Source organism: Mycobacterium botniense, assembly GCF_010723305.1.
GTDB classification, from domain to species: Bacteria; Actinomycetota; Actinomycetes; order Mycobacteriales; family Mycobacteriaceae; genus Mycobacterium; species Mycobacterium botniense.
Window position 1 is genome coordinate 2,125,389 of sequence record NZ_BLKW01000004.1, and the last position, 21,140, is coordinate 2,146,528.

17 protein-coding genes and 3 pseudogenes are annotated in these 21,140 nt (G+C 65.2%); 4 read left to right on the forward strand and 16 right to left on the reverse strand.

Annotation, left to right across the window (positions count from 1 at the left end; translation table 11 throughout):
- The first annotated feature begins 104 nt into the window (after positions 1-104).
- Positions 105-1,373 (forward strand): outer membrane protein assembly factor BamB family protein, encoded by a 1,269-nt coding sequence (locus G6N08_RS19745; RefSeq protein ID WP_371869071.1) that lies wholly within the window; start codon positions 105-107, stop codon positions 1,371-1,373.
- A gap of 13 nt (positions 1,374-1,386) precedes the next feature.
- Here the strand turns inward: G6N08_RS19745 and G6N08_RS19750 are convergent, their stop codons facing one another.
- From G6N08_RS19750 to ctaD, 8 genes and pseudogenes are all read right to left on the reverse strand, one after another.
- On the reverse strand, positions 1,387-2,079 hold the full coding sequence (locus G6N08_RS19750) for an esterase (RefSeq protein ID WP_163760363.1): 693 nt from the start codon (positions 2,077-2,079) through the stop codon (positions 1,387-1,389).
- 77 nt (positions 2,080-2,156) lie between these two features.
- Positions 2,157-3,332: a THUMP-like domain-containing protein gene (locus tag G6N08_RS19755; RefSeq protein ID WP_218033416.1), complete on the reverse strand. Its 1,176-nt coding sequence runs from the start codon at positions 3,330-3,332 to the stop codon at positions 2,157-2,159.
- Between the two features lie 8 nt (positions 3,333-3,340).
- Positions 3,341-4,309 carry a class I SAM-dependent methyltransferase gene (locus G6N08_RS19760; RefSeq protein ID WP_163760366.1) on the reverse strand — a complete coding sequence of 323 codons (969 nt, stop codon included), beginning with the start codon at positions 4,307-4,309 and terminating at the stop codon, positions 3,341-3,343.
- Positions 4,310-4,655: 346 nt separating this feature from the next.
- Positions 4,656-5,372: pseudogene (locus G6N08_RS19765) on the reverse strand (enoyl-CoA hydratase); the annotation flags it as partial.
- Positions 5,373-5,387: 15 nt separating this feature from the next.
- The gene (locus G6N08_RS19770; RefSeq protein ID WP_163760372.1) at positions 5,388-6,203 is read right to left on the reverse strand and encodes an NUDIX hydrolase; all 816 of its coding nucleotides are present in this window, start codon (positions 6,201-6,203) and stop codon (positions 5,388-5,390) included.
- Positions 6,200-7,093: an ABC transporter ATP-binding protein gene (locus G6N08_RS19775; protein ID WP_371869072.1), complete on the reverse strand. Its 894-nt coding sequence runs from the start codon at positions 7,091-7,093 to the stop codon at positions 6,200-6,202. The genes G6N08_RS19770 and G6N08_RS19775 overlap by 4 nt, the downstream gene beginning before the upstream one ends.
- A gap of 58 nt (positions 7,094-7,151) precedes the next feature.
- Positions 7,152-8,387 carry a phosphoserine phosphatase SerB gene (gene serB / locus G6N08_RS19780; protein WP_163760377.1) on the reverse strand — a complete coding sequence of 412 codons (1,236 nt, stop codon included), beginning with the start codon at positions 8,385-8,387 and terminating at the stop codon, positions 7,152-7,154.
- Positions 8,388-8,424: 37 nt separating this feature from the next.
- Entirely contained in the window at positions 8,425-10,149 is a 1,725-nt protein-coding gene (ctaD, locus tag G6N08_RS19785) for an aa3-type cytochrome oxidase subunit I (RefSeq protein ID WP_163760380.1), read from the reverse strand.
- A 173-nt stretch (positions 10,150-10,322) separates the two neighbouring features.
- On the opposite strand from ctaD, the gene G6N08_RS19790 reads away from it, so the two are divergent.
- The gene (locus G6N08_RS19790; RefSeq protein ID WP_371869051.1) at positions 10,323-11,429 is read left to right on the forward strand and encodes an iron-siderophore ABC transporter substrate-binding protein; all 1,107 of its coding nucleotides are present in this window, start codon (positions 10,323-10,325) and stop codon (positions 11,427-11,429) included.
- 134 nt (positions 11,430-11,563) lie between these two features.
- Positions 11,564-12,613 (forward strand): NAD(P)-dependent alcohol dehydrogenase, encoded by a 1,050-nt coding sequence (locus G6N08_RS19795; protein WP_163760385.1) that lies wholly within the window; start codon positions 11,564-11,566, stop codon positions 12,611-12,613.
- Between the two features lie 25 nt (positions 12,614-12,638).
- Here the strand turns inward: G6N08_RS19795 and G6N08_RS19800 are convergent, their stop codons facing one another.
- The 8 genes and pseudogenes from G6N08_RS19800 to G6N08_RS19835 form a co-directional block, all read right to left on the reverse strand.
- Complete coding sequence (locus tag G6N08_RS19800) at positions 12,639-12,998, reverse strand: DUF3349 domain-containing protein (RefSeq protein WP_163760387.1); 360 nt, start codon at positions 12,996-12,998, stop codon at positions 12,639-12,641.
- A gap of 112 nt (positions 12,999-13,110) precedes the next feature.
- Positions 13,111-14,085, reverse strand: coding sequence for a class 1b ribonucleoside-diphosphate reductase subunit beta (nrdF, locus tag G6N08_RS19805; protein ID WP_163760391.1), 975 nt, complete (start codon positions 14,083-14,085; stop codon positions 13,111-13,113).
- A gap of 154 nt (positions 14,086-14,239) precedes the next feature.
- Positions 14,240-15,790 (reverse strand): flavin-containing monooxygenase, encoded by a 1,551-nt coding sequence (locus G6N08_RS19810; protein WP_163760394.1) that lies wholly within the window; start codon positions 15,788-15,790, stop codon positions 14,240-14,242.
- Between the two features lie 224 nt (positions 15,791-16,014).
- Positions 16,015-16,779 (reverse strand): TetR/AcrR family transcriptional regulator, encoded by a 765-nt coding sequence (locus G6N08_RS19815; RefSeq protein WP_174813313.1) that lies wholly within the window; start codon positions 16,777-16,779, stop codon positions 16,015-16,017.
- A gap of 200 nt (positions 16,780-16,979) precedes the next feature.
- Positions 16,980-19,151 carry a class 1b ribonucleoside-diphosphate reductase subunit alpha gene (gene nrdE, locus G6N08_RS19820; RefSeq protein ID WP_163760400.1) on the reverse strand — a complete coding sequence of 724 codons (2,172 nt, stop codon included), beginning with the start codon at positions 19,149-19,151 and terminating at the stop codon, positions 16,980-16,982.
- Positions 19,118-19,567: a class Ib ribonucleoside-diphosphate reductase assembly flavoprotein NrdI gene (nrdI, locus tag G6N08_RS19825; RefSeq protein WP_371869052.1), complete on the reverse strand. Its 450-nt coding sequence runs from the start codon at positions 19,565-19,567 to the stop codon at positions 19,118-19,120. The genes nrdE and nrdI overlap by 34 nt, the downstream gene beginning before the upstream one ends.
- A gap of 24 nt (positions 19,568-19,591) precedes the next feature.
- Complete coding sequence (locus G6N08_RS19830; RefSeq protein WP_163760402.1) at positions 19,592-19,831, reverse strand: redoxin NrdH; 240 nt, start codon at positions 19,829-19,831, stop codon at positions 19,592-19,594.
- A 431-nt stretch (positions 19,832-20,262) separates the two neighbouring features.
- Positions 20,263-20,819 (reverse strand): annotated as a pseudogene (locus tag G6N08_RS19835) (NAD(P)H-dependent oxidoreductase).
- Between the two features lie 155 nt (positions 20,820-20,974).
- Between G6N08_RS19835 and G6N08_RS19840 the strand changes: the two are divergent.
- A pseudogene (locus G6N08_RS19840) lies at positions 20,975-21,113 on the forward strand (TetR/AcrR family transcriptional regulator); the annotation flags it as partial.
- Positions 21,114-21,140: the final 27 nt, after the last annotated feature.

A 21,140-nucleotide genomic window follows, 5' to 3' on the forward strand; every position in this document is an offset into this window, starting at 1 on the left:
GCAGTGGTCCGCCGCGTGTGCGGGTGTTCGGTGTCCGAGGCGTCGTGTCTGGTGACGAGCCCGGTGCCGGGTGCGCACCGTCGCGGGCTGTGCTGCGGCGCTGGGTGTCGTCAGCGGCCGTCGCCGTGGTCGCCCTCGGCGGGTGCGGCACTACCGACTCATGGGTCACGGCGACGGCCGCGCAGGGCTGGCCGGCGCAATACGGCGACGCATCCAACAGCAGCTACACCCCGACAGCCGGGGCGACCAGCTTGGCCTTGCAGTGGACCCGCTCGGTGAAGGGCAGCCTCGCGGCGGGACCGGCTCTCAGCGGGCGAGGCTGGATGGCGCTCAATGCGCAGACACCTGCCGGGTGCTCGCTGATGGAATGGGAGAACAACGACAACGGCCGCCAGCGCTGGTGCGTGCGGCTGGTGCAGGGCGGCGGTTTCGCCGGCCCGTTATTCGACGGGTTCGACAACCTCTACGTCGGTGAGCCCGGGGCGATCATCTCTTTTCCGCCCACACAATGGACACGATGGCGGCGGCCGGTGATCGGGATGCCCACCACCCCAAGGATTCTCGATAGTGGCCAGCTGCTCGTGGTGACCCATCTGGGTCAGGTGCTCGTTTTCGACGCGCACCGTGGCGCCGTGGTCGGCAGCGCCCTGGACCTGGTCGACGGTGTCGACCCCACCGATTCCGCCCGTGGCCTGGCCGATTGCGCGCCGGCCCGGCCGGGCTGTCCGGTCGCCGCCGCTCCCGCGTTCGGGCCGGCCAGCGCGATGCTGGTGGTGAGTGTCTGGCAACCCGGCGCCAAGGCTTCGGTCCTCGTCGGGTTGAAGTATCACCCCGGGCAGACGCCGCTGCTGACGCGCGAGTGGACCAGTGACGCGGTCGCTGCCGGCGTGCTGGCCAGCCCGGTGTTCGCTGCCGATGGTTCGACCGTCTACGTCAACGGCCGCGACAACCGGCTGTGGGCGCTGGCCGCCGCCGATGGGAAACCGAAATGGTCGGTGCCGCTGGGGTTTCTGGCGCAGACACCGCCCGCCGTCGCGCCGGGCGGGCGGGTCGTTTCGGGCGGCGGTCCCGGCACGCGGCTGGTCGCGTTCCGGGACGCCGGTGACCACGCCGAGCAGCTCTGGCGCCGTGACGACGTGAGTCCGCTGTCGACATCGAGCCTGGCCGGTCCGGGCGTGGGCTACACCGTGGTCAGCGGCACACCGCAGGCCGGGTTAGTGTTGCTGATCTTCGATGCGGCCACTGGCCGCACTATTCGCAGCTATCCGCTGCCGGAGGCGACCGGCTATCCGGTCGGCGTGTCGGTTGCGCGTGACCGCCGGGTGGTGACCGCGACCAGCGATGGTCAGGTGTACAGTTTCACGCCGCGGTAGACGCCCATCCCGGCTATACCGCAAGCGGCGGGATGGCGCTGCGCGGCACCCGCACCTGGGTGGCGCCGGCAAACGGCGGCAGAAGTTCACCCGGGGCGAAGTAGAAGATCAGGTCGTCGTCGGTGATGGCGAAGTTCTGGTAGTGCGAGGGATCCAGGCCGGCACCGGGCAATATCGCGCCGCCCAGCCCGGTCTGTCGCCCCAGTTCGCGCTGCACGACCGGGTAAATGGCGTCCAGTGGTTTGCTGCCCGGGGCGAACAAGGTGTCGAATGTGACGGGGTGCGGTGGGTCGAGATCGTAGTTGAATGCCTTGAACGAAGTCGACGGACGGGGCCCGCCCAGGTCTTCGAAGACTTTGAGCACCACACTCTGAGTTCCGTGCGGCGGTTGGCCCGAGCGGTACTGCTCGGCGGTAACGTCCATCTGGTAGGGCACTTCGCGCGCCCCGGGTGTCTGCGCGACATTGATAAACCCGTCGCGGTTTTGGGTCAGATAGTCAAGCAGCGCCTGCTGGTCGGGGTAGTCGACCGGGAAAGACATATCCAAGGTGTAGCTGGGGGTCACCGTGTGCACCTGACACATCTGGCCGGTTCCGAGAGTGCCGCCCAAGCTGGCGCACGCCGACGGCGCGGCCCGCGCTGACCCGGCCGGCCCTCCCGCCACGACCGCGCCGGCCAGTATCGCCGCGGTCATCAGATTGCGCATGTTCACGTCCTTATCACGTTCTCGCAGGCGCAGAACCGTGCGGATGCCACGAAACTAACAGCCAACCTACCCAGGTCCTACCGTGAGGGACGGCAAACGAACACCATCGCGGTACCGGCGGATCCCGAGCCAAGACGGGTGATGACCGCGGCCAGGGATCGGCTGCCGCGCAACCGGAGCCGCCACCGCAGAGCGTCGGGATTGACCTCGACACCGCGCACCAGGATTTCCAGCGACCCGCAGTCGAGAGCGGACAGCGCCCGACGAAGCCAGGTCTCCTGAAACCTGTGCTGCTCAAGCACCTCGAAGCCGCGTAGGTCGGGCGGCAGCCGGTCGCCGGACAGATAGGCGATGTCGGGGTCGAGCTGCCACAGCCCGTGCCGTGCAGCGTAGTGGCGGACCAGACCCGCGCGGACCACCGCGCCATCCGGGTCGACGATCCACCGTCCGGCGGGCCGCACCGGGCAGTCATCGGGTTCGGCGTCGGTGATCTGTTCGCCGCGGTCCAGAATGCTGGCGCGGCGCCGCACCCCCGGCTCAGCCAATCCCCCCGACCACAGGCACGCCTCGCGGACTGAGCCGCGGTAGGAGGTCACCTCGATCTCCCCGTCGAAACCGAGACGACGAACCATCTCGAAATCGATTCCGGGCGCGCACTTTACGACGAGATCTCGATCACGGTACACCTCCAGCAGCTGGTCCAGCCCGGGCTGGTAGTCGCGGGGGGCGAACCGCCGCCGCCCGTACCGGCGCCGGGCCGGGTCGACGACAACGGTGGTGTTGCGGGTCACCGGATGCAGCGCATCCGCGCGGCACAGATCGACGGTGTCGCCAAGATTGTGGTGTGCCATCGCCAGCCGCACCGGGTCGATATCGCTGCCCACCACGCGCGCAGCCGAATCCCGCAATGCCGCCAGCTCGGTGCCGATAGAGCAGGTCGCGTCGTGCACCACGGCACCGGCCAGCCGCCGCGCCCGGTGCAGGGCAACCGGCGCCGCGCTGGCCTGCTGCAGCGCCTCACCGGTGAACAGCCAGCTCGACACATCCCCCAAGCCGCCCAATTTGGCCGCCGCCCGCCGGCGCAGCAGGGTCGTCTCCACCAGCACAGGCGTCCGGTCACCAAACCGTGCTCGTATCGCTGCGGTGTCGGCGACGCGGGTGGCATCCGTCAACGCGAACCCGGCCACCACGTGTAAGGCTGCCCCACCCGGCTCGGACCTGAGGTAGCTGACGTCGTCTGTGGTGAAGGCCAGGGTGGGTGTCAGGACGGCTTGATCCCGGTCAGCACGACGTTATAAAACCAGCTTTTCGGCACCACATGGCGCCACACGTTGGCGTCCATCCAGCTCAGGGTCTTCCAGCCGGTGAAGGCGAACCGCGCCCATCCCCAGCCCAGCCGCCCTGGCGGGACCGCCGCTTCGACGGTGCGCAGCGGCCAGCCCAGCATCGCAGCGGTGAACTCTTCGGTGATTGTCGCGACCTCCACCGCGCCGGCGTTGGTGGCCATCCGCTCCAGATCCTGCGGTGTGAAGGTGTGCAGGTCGACCAGGGCTTCCAGCGCGGCGGCACGTGAGGATTCGTCGAGTTCGGCTTGCGGACGCCGCCAACTGCTCAGACCGGGCAGCTTGGTGACGTTGGTGGTGATCCGCCAGGTCAGCGTCGATAACGCGCGAGCGTAGCCGTCGCCGACGGTGGTCGGCTCACCGGCGAACACGAACCGGCCACCGGGCCGCAGCACCCGGATGGCCTCGCGCAAAGACAGCTCGACATCGGGAATGTGGTGCAACACAGCGTGCCCGACCACCAGGTCAAAGGTGTCGTCGTGGTAGGGGACGCCTTCGGCGTCAGCAACCCGCCCGTCGATGTCTAAGCCCAGCGACTGCCCATTGCGGATGGCAACTTTGACCATGCCCGGTGACAGATCAGTGACCGAGCCCCGCCGCGCGACACCGGCCTGGATCAAGTTGAGCAGGAAAAATCCTGTGCCGCAACCTATTTCAAGCGCCCTTTCATAAGGCAGGTTACGGATTTCGCGGTCGGGGACGACGGCGTCGAACCGGCCGCGTGCATACTCGACGCAGCGCTGATCGTAGGAGATCGACCACTTCTCGTCGTAGTTCTCGGCCTCCCAATCGTGGTAGAGCACCTGCGCAAGCTTGCTGTCATGCCGGGCAGCCTCCACTTGTTCGGCTGTGGCGTGCGGCTGGGGCGACGGATCGCTACTCGTCATGGTGGCTCAGCCTATCGGCCGGGCCATGGCGGTGGGACGGCCACCGGGAGGGAAGCCAGCAACGGCACGGCACACCCGCCGCTTGCGCCCGGCGGGGCTCGGGTCACACCGCGCTCAGCGCGGGCGACTCACCGCGGTCATCGGCCACAGACCGGTCAGTCGGGCCGGCCGGCCCTGCCCGGCACCGCGCCGACGTCGTCAGCACCGTTTAGCAATCGCACACACGATCGTCACCGGATGACCGGTGCGAAGGGTGACCTGGTTGCGCTACGGCGCCCTGTGCGGTCGTGTGATGATGAGATCCGCATGGCGGGGGTCCGGGCACCGGCCGATCGGCGCTGCCAGCGGCTGTGAACACCTCGAGATAACGGCGCCGCCCGGCGGCCAGCCGCTCGGAGGTGCTCGTCTCGAAGACGTCGTCGATGCTGGCCTTGGCGGCGGCCAGGGCCTGCGCTGGGCTGCCCACGAAACGACCGGCCCATGCCGCGGCGGCGTCGTAGACGTGGTCGGGTGCCGCCAGCTCGTCGACCAGGCGCAACGACAACGCCTCTTCGGCGCCGACGAAACGCCCGCTGTACACGAGGTCTTTGGCCCTGCTGACCCCCACCACCCGGGTCAGCCGCGCGATTAGATCCCCGTCAGGAATCAGGCCGGCCGAGATTTCGGTCACGCCGAACTTGACGTTATCGCCGCTAACCCGCCAGTCGGCGGCCAGGGCGAGGGTGAGGCCAACGCCGAGTGCATATCCCGTGATCGCGGCCACTGTGGGCTTGGGGATGGCCGCGACGGCCGCGACGGCGCCGTGACGCACCCGCGCCCAGGTCTGTGCCTGGGCAGCGGTCAGCGCCCGCAACGTCGGTATCTCATCGCCGGCGGAAAAGATGTCCTGGCCCCCGAACAGGATCACCGCCGCGACATCGTCGCGGCACCCCAGCTCGCGGGCACCCCCCGCGATTTCCCGATACACCTGGCGAGTCAGCGCGTTAGTGGGGGGACGGGAGAACATGAGCGTCGCGACTCCGGGGTGGTCGGCCCCCAGGTGAACGCTGACAAATTCCCTCATGACCGACAAATTCCCTCATGACCGGCGCTGGCGGCGCAGCTGGTTGTAGCGCTCGGAGTCGAAGAATTCGATCTCCCAGTTGTCACGCTGACCCGACAGCGTGGGCTGCACCGCGGCAATCTGGCGTTCTACCGTCAACACGTCGGCAACGGTGCGGCCGGTCAGCGAGTCCAGCTGGGTCCAGGTCGGTGGCAGCAGGAAGCTGCGCCCGGAGGCGAAATCGTCGATGGCGGCCTGCGGTGTGGTCCAGCCGGCACGGTCGGATTCGGTGTTTTCCCCGTCGGCGCGCTGCCCCTCCGGGAGTGCTGCGACGAAGAAATACGTGTCATAGCGGCGGGTGCGTTCGGCTTCCGGTGTTACCCAGTTCGCCCATGGGCGCAGCAGATCAGCGCGCAACACCAGCTCTTCCCGGCGCAGAAAGTCGGCGAATGACAGCGTCCGCTCCGCCAGCGCGCGGCGGGCCGAACGGTACACCGACGCGTCCCCGACGATGCGGTGGGGATTTGCCGCCGGCCCCGCGAACAGCACCCCGGTTTCTTCGAAGGTTTCCCGGGCCGCCGCGCACACCAGCGCCTCAGCCAAGTCGGCCTGAATACCAAACCGCGCCGCCCACCAGCGTGGCGGGGGCCCGGTCCAGGCGATCTCCGCATTGCGGTCCCGCTCGTCGACGCCGCCGCCGGGAAACACCATCACCCCGGCGGCGAATTCCATCGCGGAGTGACGTCGCATCATAAACACCGCGAGACCCTCGGCGGTGTCACGGACCAACATGACGGTCGCAGCCGGCCGCGGCGTCAGCGGCACGAACGGCTCGCCGGTTGACGAGGTCATGAGCGTCTCCGGTGGGCCGCGCGGGTGCGGGTACGCCGGGCGAAGTAGCGCCCATCGATAACGTCCACGGCAATAGCCTGCCCGAACGCCGCCGAGAGGTTTTCAGCAGTCAGTACCTCAGGAAGCAAACCCGCCGCCACCACCCGCCCCTCGGACAGCAACATCCCGTGGCTAAACCCGAGCGGAATTTCCTCGACGTGATGGGTGACCAGCACCAGCGCCGGGGCGTCGGGGTCAGCGGCCAGGTCGGTCAGCCGTGCCATCAACTCCTCACGCCCGCCCAGATCCAGGCCGGCTGCGGGTTCGTCGAGCAGCAGCAGCTCCGGGTCGGTCATCAACGCGCGTGCGATCAGCACCCGTTTACGCTCGCCTTCCGACAATGTGTCGTAGGTGCGTTCGGCCAAGTGCTCGGCGCCCAGGCTTTCCAGCATGTCGATCGCGCGGGTGTAGTCGACATCGTCGTAGCGTTCCCGCCAGCGGCCCAGCACCGCGTAGCTGGCCGACATGACCAGGTCGCGGACCACTTCGTGACCGGGCACTCGCTGCGCCAGCACCGACGAACTCAGCCCCACCCGGGAACGCAGTTCAGTCATGTCGACCCGGCCCAACCGCTCACCAAGCACGTAGGCCACCCCCGACGACGGGTGTTCGACGGCCGCGGCGATACGCAGCAGCGAGGTCTTGCCGGCCCCGTTGGGGCCGACGATCACCCATCGTTCGTCGAGTTCGACCGTCCAGTCCACCGGCCCCACCAAGAGCCGGCCGCCGCGGCGTAACGAGACGTTCCGGAAGTCGATCAGCAGATCGGGGTCGACTGCCTCGCTTGCAGTTTCGGACACCCGACCATCGTGCCGTACCGCAGCGCCGCCACGGTTGCCGGGTCGTCTCAGCGCACCAGCAGACACACCGCCCGTGTGGGTCCGATCGTGGGACCGGCCCCTGCCCGACTTACTCGGGCGGGATATCGACCCGCCGCACAACCCCGTCGACCGCGTCGGCGGCCTCGATCTCTCCCCGTGTCACGCCGAGCAAAAACAACACCGTGTCCAGATACGGGTAGCTCAGCGACGCGTCAGCGACCTGCCGTAATGCGGGCTTGGCGTTGAACGCTACCCCGAGTCCGGCCGCAGCCAGCATGTCGATGTCATTGGCCCCGTCGCCCACCGCGACGGTCTGTTCCATTGGCACACCGGCCTGGTGCGCGAAGTCGCGCAGGGCCTTGGCTTTTCCGGCACGATCGATAATCGGGCCGACAACCCGGCCGGTGAGCTTACCCTGGCGGATCTCAAGCTCGTTGGCGGCGACGAAGTCCAGCATCAGTTCACGGGCCAGCGGATCGATGATCTGGCGGAAGCCCCCGGAGACCACCCCGATGTGAAAACCCAGCCGCCGCAGTGTCCGCAGTGTGGTGCGCGCGCCGGGTGTCAGTTCCAGCTGGCCGGCGACCTCGTCAAGCACCTGCGCGGGCAGGCCCGCTAATGCCGCCACCCGCTGCTGCAGTGACGCAGCGAAATCCAGCTCGCCGCGCATCGCCTTTTCGGTGATCGCGGCGACAGCGTCCTGCACACCGGCCCGGGCGGCCAGCATTTCGATGACCTCGCCTTGAATCAGGGTGGAATCAACGTCGAAGACGATCAACCGTTTGGCGCGCCGCTCCAGGCTGTAGTCCTCCAGCGCCACATCGATGCGTTCGTCGGCGGCCACCCGGGTCAGGGCGGCCTGTAGCTGGCTGCCGGTGCCCGGCGGAACCGACACCCGCAACTCGAGCCCGGTCACCGGATAGTCGGAGACGCCGCGGATGAGGTCGATGTTGACACCGAGCGCGGCCACCTCGCGAGCGACCGCACCGAAGGCGTCAGCGGTGATCGGGCGACCGAGCACGACGATGGTGTGCGTCGACGGTTCCCGGATGACGGGCAGGTCGTCGCTGCGCTCGATGGTGACGTCCAAACCCATCTGGTGGATGACGGTTTCCACTTCGTCGCGCAGCGCCCTGCCCTCCTCGGCATCCAGCGCTGCCGATACCAGCACCCCCAGTGTGAGCCGGCCCCGGATCACGACCTGTTCGACGTTGAGCAACTCGACCTTGTGCCCGGAGAGCACCTCGAACAGCGCCGCCGTCACACCGGGTTTGTCCACACCGGTAACGGTGATCAACGCTGAAACCCTAGGGGAGGTACTCACTCTCAGCCGCCGGTGCCGACAGGGGCGCGTTTCCCCATCAGCTCGATGGCACCTCGGCGAGCTGCTCGGTGTGGTTGCGGCCGACGTGGGCTTCGGCGCGCAGTCGGTCCACCATGTGGGGGTAATGCAGCTCGAACGCCGGGCGCTCGGAGCGGATTCTGGGCAGTTCGTAGAAGTTGTGCCGCGGGGGTGGGCAGGTGGTCGCCCACTCCAGGGAGTTGCCGTAGCCCCACGGGTCGTCGACGGTGACCGGTTCGCCGTAGCGCCAGCTCTTGAACACGTTCCACACGAACGGCAGCATCGACACCCCCAGGATGAACGCCCCGATCGTGGAGACCACGTTAAGCGGCTGGAAGCCGTCGCTGGGCAGATAGTCGGCGTAGCGGCGCGGCATACCCATGTCACCGAGCCAGTGCTGCACCAAAAACGTGGTGTTAAACCCGATCAGCGTCAACCAGAAATGCAGTTTGCCCAGCCGCTCGTCCAGCAGCCGTCCGGTCATCTTCGGAAACCAGAAATACACCCCGGCGAAGGTGGAGAACACGATGGTGCCGAACAGCACGTAGTGGAAATGCGCGACCACGAAATAGCTGTCGGTGACGTGAAAGTCCAGCGGCGGGCTGGCCAACAGCACCCCGGTCAGACCACCCAACAAGAAGGTGACCGCAAACCCGATGGCAAACAGCATCGGTGTTTCGAAGGTCAGCTGGCCCTTCCACATGGTGCCGATCCAGTTGAAGAACTTGATCCCGGTCGGCACGGCGATCAGATAGGTCATGAATGAAAAGAACGGCAGCAGCACCGCGCCCGTGGCGAACATGTGATGCGCCCACACCGCGACCGACAAGGCAGCAATCGACAGCGTCGCATAGACCAGGGTGGTGTAGCCGAAGACGGGTTTGCGGCTAAATACCGGGAAGATCTCGGTGACGATGCCGAAGAATGGCAGCGCCACGATGTAGACCTCGGGGTGGCCGAAAAACCAGAACAGGTGCTGCCAGAGGATCGCCCCGCCGTTGGCGGCATCGTAGATGTGAGCACCCAGGTGCCGGTCGGCCGCCAGCCCGAACAGCGCCGCGGTCAGCAGCGGAAAAGCGATGAGCACGATGATCGAGGTCACCAGGATGTTCCAGGTGAAGATCGGCATCCGAAACATCGTCATCCCGGGTGCGCGCATGCACACCACGGTGGTGATCATGTTGACCGCGCCCAGGATGGTGCCCAAACCGGCCACGATCAGACCCATGACCCACAGGTCGGCGCCAGCACCCGGGTTGTGGACGGCGTCGGACAGCGGGGTGTAGGCGGTCCAGCCGAAATCGGCCGCCCCCCCGGGGGTGATGAACCCGGCCATCCCGATGGTGGCGCCGAACACAAACAGCCAGAAGGACAGGGCGTTCAGCCGGGGAAACGCCACATCCGGGGCACCGATCTGCAGCGGCAGCACCAGGTTGGCGAAGCCGAACACGATCGGCGTCGCGTAAAAGAGCAGCATGATGGTGCCGTGCATGGTGAACAGCTGGTTGTACTGCTCATTGGACAAAAACTGCAGACCCGGCGTCGCCAGCTCGGTGCGCATCAACAGCGCCAGCAGACCGCCGATGAAAAAGAAGACAAAACAGGCGACGCAGTACATGATCCCGATCATCTTGTGATCGGTGGTCGCGATCAGCCGGTAGAGCAGGTTACCTTTGGGGCCGGTCCGCGGCGGGAACGGACGGCTGGCCTCGAGTTCTCCCAGCGGGGGCGCTTCAGCGGTCAAGAGCTCCTCCAAACCTCAATCCCGGGCAAGGCGTTGATGCGACCTTCACTGGAATCCTAACCGTCGATTATCCCGGCCGCGGCCGCAGTCCTACAAACCGTCGTAATCGCGTCGTGAACGGCCCCCAAACCGCTGGCCCTCAGGTTCGGCGTGCCGGTGTTACCGTCGGAGCCGTGCTGATCGGCGGTATGCGACCTGCGCTGGCCGCGGCCGCGGCGGCTATCAGCGTGTTCCTGTGCGCCGGTTGCCGGCCCGCGCCCCCCGGCGGTGTCCCGCCACCGGCAAGCACCCGGCCCGTCATCACCAGCACCACCCAGATCGCGGGGGCCGGGGTGTTGGGCAACCAGCGCAAGCCTGACGAATCGTGTGCCCCCCAGCCGGCCGCAGCCGATCCGGGTCCGCCGACGCGCCCGGCCCGCAATGCTCCGGGTGTGCAGCCTGAGGTCACTGAGGTGCGGGCTGATCCCCAGCGCATCGTGGTGCTCTCCGGCGATCAGCTCGACGCCTTATGCGCGCTGGGCCTACAGTCCCGTATCGTCGCCGCGGCATTGCCGGACGGCTCCGCGAGCCAGCCCGCCTATCTGGGCAGTGTCGTGCATCGGCTGCCCGGGGTCGGCAGCCGCAGCGCCCCTGACCTGACCGGGATCGCGGCGGCCCGCCCCGATCTCATCTTGGGTTCGGTGGCGTTGACGCCCGAGTTGTACCCGGCGCTGGCGGCGATCGCGCCGACCGTGTTCACCGGGGCTCCCGGCGCGGGCTGGGAAGACAACTTCCGCGGTGTCGGCGCGGCGACAGCACGGAGCGGCGCCGCCGACGCGCTGCTGCACGACTTCGCGCAGCACGCCGGTCAAGTCGGCGCTGCACATGACGCAGCTCACTACCAAGCCTCAATCGTGCAACTCACCACGGACACCCTTCGGGTGTACGGGGCTAACAACTTTCCGGCCACTGTGCTGAAGGCCGTCGGCGTCGACCGCCCGCCTGCACAACGGTTCACCGATAAGCCTTATATCGAAATCGGCGCTACCAACAGCGATTTGGCAGGTCCGGCGAATTTTTCCGCGGCTGACGCCGACATCGTCTACATGTCGTTCGCCTCCCCCGCGGCCAAAGAACGCGCCCCCCTCGTGCTAGACAGCGACCCGTGGCGCAAGCTGTCCGCCAATCGCGACAACCGGGTGTTCATCGTCAACAACGAGGTGTGGCAGACCGGGCAGGGCCTGATCGCGGCCCGCGGCATTGTCGACGACCTGCGCTGGATCAACGCCCCGATCAACTGAGCGTCACTGCGCATTGCTCTGAGCCCGGCGTGTCACGTCGCTCCCGGCTCCTCCTCGAGAAGCGGCCACGTGCTCGCCGAGCTAGGCTTTTTGGGGAAGGCACTTACCGAACACGAAACTCGAAGAAGACTGTCATGAAAACTGTTTCCGCATATGCCGCAACGTCGGCAACTGAACCGCTGACGAAAACCACGATCACCCGTCGTGACCCCGGCCCACATGATGTGGAAATCGAAATCAAGTTCGCCGGCATCTGCCACTCGGACATCCACACCGTCAAAGCCGAGTGGGGCCAACCGAATTACCCGGTAGTCCCGGGGCATGAGATCGCCGGTGTGGTGACCGCCGTGGGCTCTGAAGTCACCAGGCACCAGGTGGGCGACCGTGTCGGAGTGGGCTGTTTCGTCGACTCCTGCCGCGAGTGCAGCAGCTGCCTTGCCGGGCTGGAGCAGTACTGCAAGCCCGGCATGATAACGACCTACAACGGGATCGATAAGGACGGCCGGCCCACCTACGGCGGCTACAGCGGCGCGATCGTCGTCGACGAAAACTATGTGCTGCGGATTCCTGACGCCCTGCCGCTCGACGCCGCGGCGCCGTTGATGTGTGCGGGCATCACGCTGTACTCACCGCTGCGGCACTGGGATGCCGGGCCCGGCAAGCGGATTGCGATCATCGGCCTCGGCGGGCTCGGGCACATGGGCGTCAAACTGGGCAAGGCTATGGGTGCCGATGTGACGGTGCTGAGCCAGTCTCTGAAGAAGATGGAGGACGGTCTGCGTCTGGGCGCCAGCCACTACTACGCCACCAGTGATCCCGATACCTTCAAAAAGCTTCGCAACAGTTTCGACCTGATCCTCAACACGGTGTCGGCGAACCTGGATCTCGGCGACTACCTGAAGCTGCTTGACGTCGACGGCACGCTGGTTGAACTGGGCATCCCCGAACACCCCATGCCGGTGCCCGCGTTTGCGCTGGCGCTAATGCGGCGCAGTCTGGCCGGGTCGAATATCGGCGGTATCGCTGAGACCCAGGAAATGCTGGACTTCTGCGCCCAGCACGGCGTAACTCCCGAAATCGAGCTCATAGAGCCCGATTACATCAACGAGGCCTACGAGCGGGTACTGGCCAGCGATGTGCGCTACCGTTTCGTCATCGACACCTCAAGCCTGCGGGCCGCCTGAGACGGGATCGGACCAGCCGCGTGGCTCAGCCGGGCGTGACACCCGCGCCGTCACCGCATTCGGTGCGGCTCGGGTCGACGCCCGCCAACGGCCAGCCCGCAGCAGCGAGTGTGGCCGCCACCCGATTGATGTTCTCCGGGCCGGCGTCGTAATGGGTCATGTCCGAGATGAAGGCGGCGATTTCGTCACGGTCTATCTGACCGTCTGCCAGCGCCGCAGACCCCCCGGCGGTGATGTTGCGCACCACCTCTTTGATCTGCTCCTCGGTCAGCGGTGTGCTGCGTAACAACGCCAGCAAGGGCACCCGATCCGGTCCCGGGACACCGTCGGGATAGCCGGCTTGCAGCCACCGCAATACCGAACGCAGAAACGACGTGGTGGCCACAACGTCTAGTCTGGTGTTAGCAGCGGCGTCGGCGCCACTGTGGCGCCGCACATTTCATGCGATTCATAATCCGTTCACGGCTGTGCCACAGTGAGCGCGCCGAGCAGCCTGTTTAGAAGTCCCAGTCCTCGTCTTCGGTGACGACGGCTTTGCCGATCACATACGACGAACCCGATCCGGAGAAGAAATCGTGGTTTTCGTCGGCGTTAGGCGAGAGCGCCGACAGGATCGCCGGGTTGACGTCGGTCTCGTCCCGGGGAAACAGGGCCTCGTAGCCCAGATTCATCAACGCCTTATTGGCGTTGTAGCGCAAGAACTTCTTGACGTCTTCGGTCAGCCCGACTTCGTCGTAAAGATCCTGGGTGTACTCCACCTCGTTGTCGTAGAGCTCGAAGAGCAGCTCGTAGGTGTAGTCCTTGAGCTCTTGCCGTTTCGCCTCATCGACCAGTGCCAGACCGCGCTGGTATTTGTAACCGATGTAGTAGCCGTGCACAGCCTCATCGCGGATGATTAGCCGAATCATATCGGCGGTGTTGGTCAGTTTGGCGCGGCTCGACCAGTACATCGGCAGGTAGAACCCGGAGTAAAACAGGAAGCTCTCCAGCAGGGTGGAGGCCACTTTGCGCTTGAGCGGTTCGTCGCCGCGGTAGTACTGCATGACGATCGCCGCTTTACGCTGCAAGTTGGGGTTCTCCTCCGACCAGCGGAAGGCGTCATCGATCTCGGCGCTCGAGCACAGCGTGGAGAAAATGTTGCTGTAACTGCGCGCATGCACCGACTCCATGAATGCGATGTTGGTGTACACCGCTTCCTCATGCGGGGTCAGCGCGTCGGGGATCAAACTGACGGCCCCGACCGTGCCCTGGATGGTGTCCAGCAGCGTCAGCCCGGTGAACACCCGCATGGTCAACTGCTGTTCGCTGGCGGTCAGTGTGCCCCACGACGGGATGTCATTAGACACCGGAACCTTCTCCGGCAGCCAGAAGTTCCCGGTCAGCCGGTCCCAGACTTCGGCGTCTTTCTCGTCCTGCAGCCGGTTCCAGTTGATCGCCGAAACCCGGTCGATCAGTTTTGCGTTTTCAGTCACGCGAACCCCACTTCATTGGACGGTTCATTTGGCCACGCTCAGAGTTCACACACTACCCCTGGGGGCCGACAAGCCGGCGCAACACAACACCTAGTGTCGCACGCGTGTCCTCGGCTTGCCGATGACGCTGCGCGCTAACACCGCTCGTCGCCGGTTACTCAGCGACGGCAAGTGCGGCACGGTCGGCTGCCGCACCGGTGCCCACCCCGAAGAACTGGTACTCGCCGAGTTTCAGCGAACGGGTGCCCGCCCAGTATTGCCAGGTGTAGCCACCCCAGAGCACCCGGTTGTTGCCGTGCTCGTCCAGATACCAGCTGCGGCAGCCGCCGGTGTTCCATACCGAGCGGGCCAGTTTGTGTTGGAGCTCGGCATTGAATCGGTCTTGGGCTTCACGGGTCGGCGCCAGCGCCTGCGCGCCGAGCCGGTCGCACACCGCGATGGCCTCGGCGACATAACGGATCTGGGATTCGATCATGAAGACCACCGAGTTGTGTCCGAGTCCGGTGTTGGGCCCGAGCAGGAAGAAGAGGTTGGGTACGTCAGCGACGGTGATCCCGCGATGAGCGGCCAGTCCCTCCCGATTCCAGCGGTCAACCAGGTCTTCACCGTGCATCCCCTTGATCTGTACATAGGTGAAGGAGTCGGTGACGTGGAAGCCGGTGGCGAACACGATCACATCCACGCGACGCTCGGTACCGTCGGCCGTCACGATGCCGTCGGGTGTGATCCGGGTGATGCGGTCGGTGATCAGCTCGGTCTTGGGATCCGCGACAGCCCGATAGTAGGTCGACGAGTTCAGGATGCGCTTGCACCCGATCCGGTAGCGGGGAGTGAGCTTGCGGCGCAGCTCGGGGTCTTTCACCGATCGGCGGATATTCCATTTGGCCAGGGCTTCGATGATTTTGAGCGTCGCGGGCCGTTTGGTCATGCCGTAAGCCAACGCCTCCTGGCCCCAGTAGATGGCCGTCCGCAACGCCAGCGCCAGACCGGGGATGTTCGTCAGGGCGCGGCGCAGCCTTTCCGGCAGTTCCTCGTTAGTCCGCGGCACCACCCACGCCGGTGTGCGCTGGTAAAGCTGCAGTTGGCCGACCCGGTCGATGATCTCGGGCACGATCTGAATGGCACTGGCACCGGTGCCGATCACCGCGACTCGTTTACCGGTCAGATCGACGCTGTGATCCCATTGCGCGGAATGAAAAGCGGCGCCGCGGAACTCGTCACGGCCTTCGATGTCAGGTATGGACGGGATATGCAGCGCGCCGGCCCCCGAGATGAGGAACTGGGCAACGTATTCCCGGCCGTCGACGGTGAACACGTGCCAGCGGTACTCCTCATCGTCCCAATGCCCGCGGTCGACGAGGGAGTTGAACACGATGTATCGGCGCAGCCCGTATTTGTCGGTGACCCCCTTGAGGTAGTCCCAGATCTCGTCCTGATACGAAAACAGGTGTTTCCAGTCCGGCTTGGGTTCGAACGAGAACGAATAGAGGTGCGACGGGATGTCGCATGCGCAACCCGGGTAGCTGTTGTCACGCCACGTGCCACCGACCTCATCAGCCTTCTCCAGGATGAGGAAGTCCACTCCCTGGCGCTGCAGCGCAATCGCCATACCCAGCCCGGAGAACCCGGTGCCGATGATGAGCGCGCGGGTGTGCACAGGTGCCCGTCGGGTCGCTCGGTCAGCGGCCAGCTCGGCTACGGTCATCGCAATGGGTCCTTCCTGGGAACGCCGGTACCGGGTACTTCGGCACGTCCAGTCTGTCGGCTCCTGCGGGGACTGTCAATGTCGCTGGTCGGTGTAGCGCGGCTGTCAGCAGAACCGTCGACTTGCGGTGCGTGGGCGGCGCCTGGAGGCGGTGCGCACCGGGGCCGTGCCTGGGCGCGATACGGCCGGCGCCGCTCAGGGACCGCCGGTGGACTGGCCGGCGGCTAGCCCGCCGCAGTCTTGCGCGGCACAGCGCTGTGCAGGGGAAGGTCAGGATCGTACTGAATACCCAGCACGTCGGCGGTGCCGTCGATGACGCCCATCATGATGGTCGTCAGATGCGCGATGAACTGGTCGCGGGGCATCCGACGCGGGCTGTCAGGTTTAGGCCCGAGCCACCAGTCCGTGGCCGACGCCGCCGAACCGAAAGCGGCGAACGCGGCAAGTTCGATCGCGGCGCGATCCAGCTCCATCTCCCGCAGCTCGTTGTTGAACATTTCCGCCATCGCCAGTGTGATCTCGCGCCCCTCGTTCAAGGTCCGCACCGTCGCCTCGGACTGCTCCGGAAAACGGCCCTGGATGAAGAACCGCAGCACATTGGGATGCTGGTCGACCAGGCTGACATACTCTTCGACACTGCGCCGAATGATCTCGCGAACCGAATTGGTGGCGAAGTCAACTGAGGGGAAGATCGCCGCCCACAGCATGTCACGGAGGCGCTCACCGATCGCCTGGAACAGATCGGATTTGTCGTTGAAGTGGCGGTAGATCTTGGGTTTGGCGGTGCCAGCCTCTTCGGCGATCTCTCGGACACTCAGCGCGGGGCCCAGCCGGTCGATAGCCCGGAAGGCGGCCTGGACGATCTCGCCGCGTACTTTCTTACGGTGCTCGCGCCAGCGTTCGCTGCGCGCATCGACCTTTCGCCCGGGGTCCGCGCCGGGCCTGGCTCTGGCCGGCCTGGGTCTGGCAACTTTGCGCACGTCAAGCACCTTACCGCGTCAGGGCCACTGACCAGGCCAGACCCGGCGTGCCAGATTCCGGTGCCCGACCGTCGTATGCCGCGGTGGTCCGCACGGTCCAGGCGACGTCGGCGCTTTCGCCCGGCGTGAATCCCGCGACGCGACACGCCGCAAAGCCGTCGCCAGATTCACAGTGGGCCGATCTGGGTGGCCGATGGTTCGCGCATCGCTTACAGCGCGCAGGACACGCAGCCTTCGACCTCGGTGCCTTCCAGCGCCATCTGCCGCAGCCGGATGTAGTACAGCGTTTTGATCCCCTTGCGCCAGGCGTAGATCTGCGCCTTGTTCACGTCGCGCGTGGTCGCGGTGTCCTTGAAGAACAACGTCAGTGAAAGCCCCTGGTCGACGTGCTGGGTGGCCGCGGCATAGGTGTCGATGATCTTCTCGTAGCCGATCTCGTAGGCGTCCTGGAAGTACTCCAGGTTGTCGTTGGTCATATACGGTGCCGGATAGTAGACCCGGCCGATTTTGCCTTCTTTACGGATCTCGATCTTCGACACGATCGGGTGGATCGAGCTGGTGGAGTGGTTAATGTAGGAGATCGACCCGGTCGGCGGCACCGCCTGCAGATTCTGGTTGTAGATACCATGCTTTTGCACCGACGCCTTCAGCTCACGCCAATCGTCCTGGGTCGGGACGTGGATGCCGGCATCGGCGAACAGCTTTCGCACCTTGGGTGTTTTGGGTTCCCACACCTGATCGGTGTATTTGTCGAAAAACTCCCCTGTCGCGTACTTGGACCGCTCGAAACCCGTGAAATGCGTGCCGCGTTCGATGGCGATTTTGTTCGACGCGCGCAGCGCGTAGTAGCACACCGTGTAGAAATAGATATTGGTGAAGTCGATCGCCTCTTCGGAGCCGTAGAAGATGCGCTCCCGGGCCAGATAACCATGCAGGTTCATCTGCCCCAACCCGATCGCATGGGCCTCGCTGTTACCCTTCTCGATCGAGGGTACCGACCAGATGTGGGTTTGGTCCGATACAGCCGTCAACGCGCGGACCGCCACCTCGATGGTCTGTGCGAAATCGGGTGAATCCATCGTCTTGGCAATGTTCAGCGATCCCAGGTTGCACGAAATATCTTTGCCCACTTTCGCATACGACAGATCGGCGTTGAACTGCGACGGGGTTGACACCTGCAGGATCTCCGAGCACAGGTTGGAGTGGGTGATCTTACCTGCGATCGGGTTGGCGCGATTTACCGTGTCCTCGAACATGATGTAGGGGTAGCCGGACTCGAACTGCAGCTCGGCGAGCGTCTGGAAGAACTCGCGGGCCTTGATCTTGCTCTTGCGGATGCGCGGATTGTCCAGCATCTCGTAGTACTTTTCGGTCACTGAGATATCAGCGAACGGCACCCCGTAGACCCGTTCGACGTCGTACGGCGAGAACAAATACATGTCATCGTTGCGCTTAGCCAGTTCGAAGGTGATGTCGGGGATGACCACGCCCAGGCTCAACGTCTTGATCCGGATCTTCTCGTCGGCGTTCTCCCGTTTGGTATCCAGGAACCGGTAGATGTCGGGGTGATGCGCGTGCAGGTACACCGCACCGGCGCCTTGACGAGCCCCGAGCTGGTTGGCGTAAGAGAACGAGTCCTCGAGCAGTTTCATGATGGGGATGACGCCCGAACTCTGGTTTTCGATGTTTTTGATCGGCGCACCGTGTTCACGAATGTTGCTCAGCAGCAGGGCAACTCCCCCGCCACGCTTGGAGAGCTGCAGCGCGGAGTTGATGGCCCGGCCGATTGACTCCATGTTGTCCTCGATGCGCAACAGAAAGCAGCTCACCGGTTCACCGCGCTGTTTCTTGCCGGAGTTGAGAAACGTCGGGGTCGCCGGCTGGAAGCGCCCGTCGATGATCTCGTCGACGAGTTTCTCGGCCAGCTCGGTGTCACCGTCGGCCAAAGTGAGCGCGACCATGCACACCCGGTCCTCGAACCGCTCCAGATAGCGTTTCCCGTCGAACGTTTTCAGGGTGTAGGACGTGTAGTACTTGAAAGCGCCCAAAAACGTCGGGAACCGGAACTTCTTGGCGTAGGCGCGGTCGAACAGGGACTTGACGAAGGCGCGCGAGTACTTCTCGAGCACCTCAGGCTCGTAGTAGTTCTGCTGGACAAGGTAATCGAGCTTCTCATCCAGGTCGTGGAAGAACACCGTGTTCTGGTTGACATGCTGGCGGAAAAATTGGTGTGCCGCCTGGATGTCCTTGTCGAACTGAATTTTGCCGTCCGGGCCGTACAAATTCAGCATGGCATTCAGCGCGTGGTAGTCGGTCTCCTCATGCGCCGAAGCACGTCCGGTGGACGTTACCGGCTCTGCAGCTGTGGCAGTCGGTGGCACGTTTCATCCTTCCAGAAGTCAGCCAGACCGGCGCGGACGGCTTGCACGTCCTCGTCGGTTCCCATCAGTTCGAAGCGGTAAAGATATGGAACGCCGCATTTGCGGGAGATCACCTCGCCGGCGTAGCAGTACTCCGCACCGAAGTTGGTGTTGCCTGCCGCGATCACGCCCCGCAACAGCGCTCGGTTACGTTCGTTGTTCAAAAAGGCGATCACCTGCTTGGGCACGTAACCCCCGGCATTGAGGTCCGGGCTGGCGCGCCCACCGCCGTAGGTCGGCAATACCAGCACATAGGGCTGGTCGACCTCGATGCGGCCGTGCAGCGGTATCCGCGTGGCGGGGATGCCCAGCTTCTGCACGAAGCGGTGGGTGTTCTCCGACACGCTGGAGAAATACACCAGGCTGCGCGACTGCACGATGCACCTCCTGTTCCGGGCCGCCTATGCGCTCAGCGCGGCGCCCGCGAGCGCCTTGATGCGGTCGGGCCGAAAGCCTGACCAGTGCTCATTTCCCGCGACCACGACAGGGGCCTGGAGATAGCCCAGTGCCATGACATAGTCACGCGCCTCGGGATCGAGCGTGATATCGACCGTCTCGTAGGCGATGCCCTGTTTGTCCAGTGCCTTGTACGTCGCGTTGCATTGCACGCAGGCGGGCTTGGTGTAGACGGTGACGCTCATCGGCTCGACAACTCCTCTGCACACTACGTGGAGAACTGGGCACGGGCTGGCAACTAGTCGGGTATTGCTGCTGTACTGTCGGCCGGCCGGCCGCCAAGACGCCGGATCCCCGTCGTCCGCTGCCATGTCCACGGACATGGTGATCCCGGACTCCGGGAATCTCGCCGAGCCGGACTCAGCTCGGCGTACCTGGCGCCTACCGGCGTTCAAAACACTACACCTAGTGGGTGACAATAAGAAGAGGTACAAGATATTCGGAACAACATTCATGAAATTCCCTGGTCGTAAGCTACTGCGCGCCCGCGCATCGGCGTGTCGTAGATCACAATTGGACAACGCCGCCCGGTAGGTCCGCGGTCGGCCGGGTTCGACACCGGCCACCCGTGCCACCCCGCCGCGACGTCCGCCCCGACGGCCCGACAGCAAAGCCCTCAGCTCGGGGTGGTACCCACCTCGGCGGCAAGCTTGCGAACCACTTCGCGCACACGGGCCACCAGCCCGGCATCGTCTCGCGGATGCTTACCGTCCAGCGACGCCAGCGGTATCGACAACGTGATCGACTCGATCACTCTGGGCCCGGCGATGCCGAACGACTTGCGGGTTTCCTCGTGCGCCCACACCCCGCCGTACCGGCCCATCGATCCGCCGATGACCGCCAGCGGCTTGTCCTTCAGCGCGCTGTTGCCGAACGGTCGAGACAGCCAGTCGATCGCATTCTTGAGCACACCCGGGATGCTGCCGTTGTACTCCGGCGTCACCACCAGCGCGGCATCGGCGCCGGCCGCCGTGTCGCGCAGGGCGGTCACCGGCGGGGCACGTCCGTGCCATTGTCGATGTCCTCGTTGTACAACGGCAGTTCGCCCAGCCCCTCAAACACGGTGACGGTGACGCCATCGGGTGCGGTGTCCGCCGCCAGCTCGGCGATCTCGCGGTTCAACGAGGCCGCACGCAAGCTCCCCACGAGCGCCACAATGGTGATGCCGGACATCCTCGGATCCCTTCGCCGACCGGTCGCCATCCTCGCACAGCCCGAACCGGATTAGGGTCCGAGCCGGGCCGGTGCCATGGTGGCATCGCTCAAGGAGCAAGAGCGCAACCGTGCGCGGGCCTTCAGATTGCGCCCGCCGCCGTGGGCCCGGGCGCGACCCCGATGTGCAGGCCGACACATCGCTCGCGCTGCTCGACGCCGACCATGTCGACCATCAGCTCCGAGCGCAACCGCACGCTACAGACCCTCGGCGACGCCTGGGAGAGCCTGGCGCGCAAGCTGTGCGGCACATGACCTTCCGTGCGGTCCTGCCCTATCGAG